The organism is Massilia phosphatilytica (genome assembly GCF_977014125.1).
In genome coordinates this window covers 1-2,944 of sequence record NZ_CDRNIL010000057.1, presented here as the reverse complement: position 1 = coordinate 2,944, position 2,944 = coordinate 1, and the positions used below count along the sequence as shown (strand labels likewise).

The 2,944-nt window shown below is 70.7% G+C and carries 3 protein-coding genes and 1 pseudogene; all 4 read left to right on the top strand.

The annotated features are described in order from the left end of the window. Positions 1 to 500 (top strand): ABC transporter permease (locus ACWNCF_RS02090; RefSeq protein WP_449405841.1); only part of this gene is annotated, 500 nt, incomplete at its 5' end. Between the two features lie 14 nt (positions 501 to 514). Continuing rightward, positions 515 to 1,069: pseudogene (locus tag ACWNCF_RS02085) on the top strand (ABC transporter permease); the annotation flags it as partial. A gap of 67 nt (positions 1,070 to 1,136) precedes the next feature. After that, complete coding sequence (locus tag ACWNCF_RS02080) at positions 1,137 to 1,523, top strand: ABC transporter permease (RefSeq protein ID WP_449405843.1); 387 nt, start codon at positions 1,137 to 1,139, stop codon at positions 1,521 to 1,523. Then, complete coding sequence (locus ACWNCF_RS02075) at positions 1,520 to 2,827, top strand: FGGY-family carbohydrate kinase (RefSeq protein ID WP_449405842.1); 1,308 nt, start codon at positions 1,520 to 1,522, stop codon at positions 2,825 to 2,827. The genes ACWNCF_RS02080 and ACWNCF_RS02075 overlap by 4 nt, the downstream gene beginning before the upstream one ends. The last annotated feature ends 117 nt before the right edge of the window (positions 2,828 to 2,944 follow it).

The following is a 2,944-nucleotide window of genomic DNA, read 5'->3' as shown; positions in this document are numbered from 1 at the left end:
TGTTATGTACTTCGTTCAGTTACGTGCTCGGCCAGTTAAAACAGGAAGGTAACTGGGATGATCGAGCACCTGTCGGCAACGCGCCGCAATGCGCCGGCTATATCGGCATCCCCACCCACAAGCGGCTGCTGTGGACGTACGCGCTGTCCGGCGCGGTGGCGGGCCTGTGCGGCTACCTGTGGGTCGCGCGCTATGCCGTCGCCTACACCGAGATCGCCTACGGCTTCGAATTTACCGTGATCGCCGCGTGCGTGATCGGCGGCGTCTCGATCGGCGGCGGCGTCGGCACGGTGCTCGGCGCCACGCTGGGCGCCCTGTTCCTCACCGTGATCGGCAACGCGCTGCCGGTGCTGCAGGTCTCGCCGTTCTGGCAGAGCGCCCTCACCGGCCTCGTGATCCTCGTCGCCGTCCTGATCAACGCCCGCGGCGCCGGCCGCCGCAGCCGCCAGATCCTGCCGCTGCACGGCACCGCCGCCCCAACCCACCGGAGTGCCGCGTGAACCCGACCACCACGATGCAAACTGAAAAAACCGCGGCCCCGACGTCGCGCTACACGATCCTCGACCGCGAAACGCCGCGCCTGAAAACCCTCCTCGGACGCTGGGAAAGCCTGCTGGCGATGCTGTTCGTCGCCGTGTTCGTCGTCAACAGCATCGCGCTGCCGAACTTCCTCGACCTGTACAACCTGCTGGACGGCACGCAGAACTTCAGCGAAAAGGCGTTGATCGCGCTGCCGATGGCGCTGTTGATCATCTGCCGCGAGATCGACATCTCGGTCGCCGGCACGCTCGCGCTGTCGTCGGTCGCGATGGGTCTCGCGAAAGGCGCCGGCTTTCCGCCCGAAAGCCTGGCACTCGTCGCGCTGGCCACCGGCACCGCATGCGGCTTCCTGAACGGCGTGCTCGTCACGCGCTTCGCGCTGCCGTCGATCGTCGTCACGATCGGCACCGTGTCGCTGTTCCGCGGCCTCGCCAGCGTCGTCCTCGGCGACAAGGCGTTCACCGGCTACCCGCAGCTGATGGCCGACTGGGGCCAGGGCTACTTCTTCGGCATCGTGCCGCGCGAATTCGTCGTGCTGCTCGTCTGCGCCGCGCTGTTCGCCGTGCTGCTGCACACGACGAGCTCGGGGCCGCCGCATCTACGCCATCGGCAACAATCCGGAAGCGGCGCGCTTTTCCGGCATCGCCGTCGACCGCTACCGCCTCGCGCTGTTCATGCTGACGGGCGCGATGGCCGGCCTGGCCGCGTTCCTGCTGACGGGGCGCATCGGCAGCACGCGCCCGAACATCGCCACCGGCTGGGAACTGGAAGTGATCACGATGGTGATCCTCGGCGGCGTGTCGATCGCCGGCGGCGCCGGCACGATCGCGGGCGTGATGCTGGCCGTGCTCACGATGGGCACCGTCACGTACGGCCTGTCGCTCGCCAACATCCCCGGCATCTACATGACGATCGTCGTCGGCGTGCTGCTGCTGGTGACGATCGCGCTGCCGAAACTGCTGCGCATGCGGCGCGCGCGATGAGCACCATGAACGACGCCCTGCTCGTCCTCGACATCGGCAAGACGAACGCCAAGCTGGCGCTGATCGACGCATACGGCACCGTCCTCGCCGAACGGCGCCGGCCGAACGCCGTGCTGGCGGACGGCCCGTACGCCCACCTCGACACGGACGGCCTGTGGGACTGGCTGCTCGCCACATGCCGCGACTTCGCGACGCAGGCGCACGTATCGGCCATCGTGCCGGTCACGCACGGCGCCACGGCCGCGCTGGTCGACGACGACGGCCTCGTGCTGCCCGTGCTCGACTACGAGGCCGAGCTGCCGGGCCTGGACTACGCCGCGCTGCGCCCGCCGTATGACGAGACATTGTCGCCCGGCCTGCCGGCGGGCCTGAACCTGGGCCGCCAGCTCGCGTGGCTGCAGGCCCGCTTCCCGGCCGAATTCGGGCGCGCGCGCCACATCCTCATGTATCCGCAGTACTGGGCCTGGCGCCTGTGCGGCGCGGCCGCGTCGGAAGCGACGTCGCTCGGCTGCCACACGGACCTGTGGAATCCCCGCGGGCAAACCTATTCGGGCCTCGTCGAGCGCATGGGCTGGACGGCGCTGATGCCGCCGCTGGCGCCGGCGCATGCGGCGCTCGGCCGGCTCCGTCCCGAGATCGCGGCCGCCACCGGGCTGCCGGCCGACTGCGAGGTCCTGTGCGGCATCCACGACAGCAACGCGTCGCTGCTGCGCTACCTCGGCAACGACACGGGCACCGTGCTGTCGACCGGCACGTGGCTGATCGCCGCCGCATTCGGCGCACCGCTTGCCGGCTTGCGCGAGCAGGCCGACATGCTGGCCAACACGAACGCGCTGGGCCGGCCCGTTGCATGCATGCGCTTCATGGGCGGGCGCGAATTCGGCGAGCTGGCCGGCGCGGCGCCGGTGCCATGCGGCTTCGACGACATCGAACGCCTCGTCGCGCAGGGCACGCTGGCGCTGCCCTGCTTCGCGGCGACCGGCGGTCCGTTCGCCGGCCGCGCGGGCAGCATCGACGGCCCGCCCCGGCCGATGCGCGGCGGCAGCAGCGGCCGGCACCGGCCGGCGGCGGCGGCCGACGACGGCGGCGGCGGCGGCGGCGGCGGCGCAGCAGCAGCAGCAGCAGCAGCAGCAGCAGCAGCAGCAGCAGCAGCAGCAGCAGCGGGCGGCGGCGGCGGCGGCGGCGCAGCAGCAGCAGCAGCAGCAGCAGCGGCTGTCCTGGCCTGGCGTGCTGATCAGTGCGGCGTGGCCGACAGGTCGAGGTTCGGCAACCCGTCGGCGCCTGGGCGGCGTCGACGTGGCTGATCAAGCAGCATCCGGAAGGTCGATGCGCTGCTCCGTCGCCGCGCCGACGGCGGTGCTGACCGAACTGATCGCCTCTCCTCGCCGCCTGGTGCCCACATGAACAGTGATGGTGGCTGG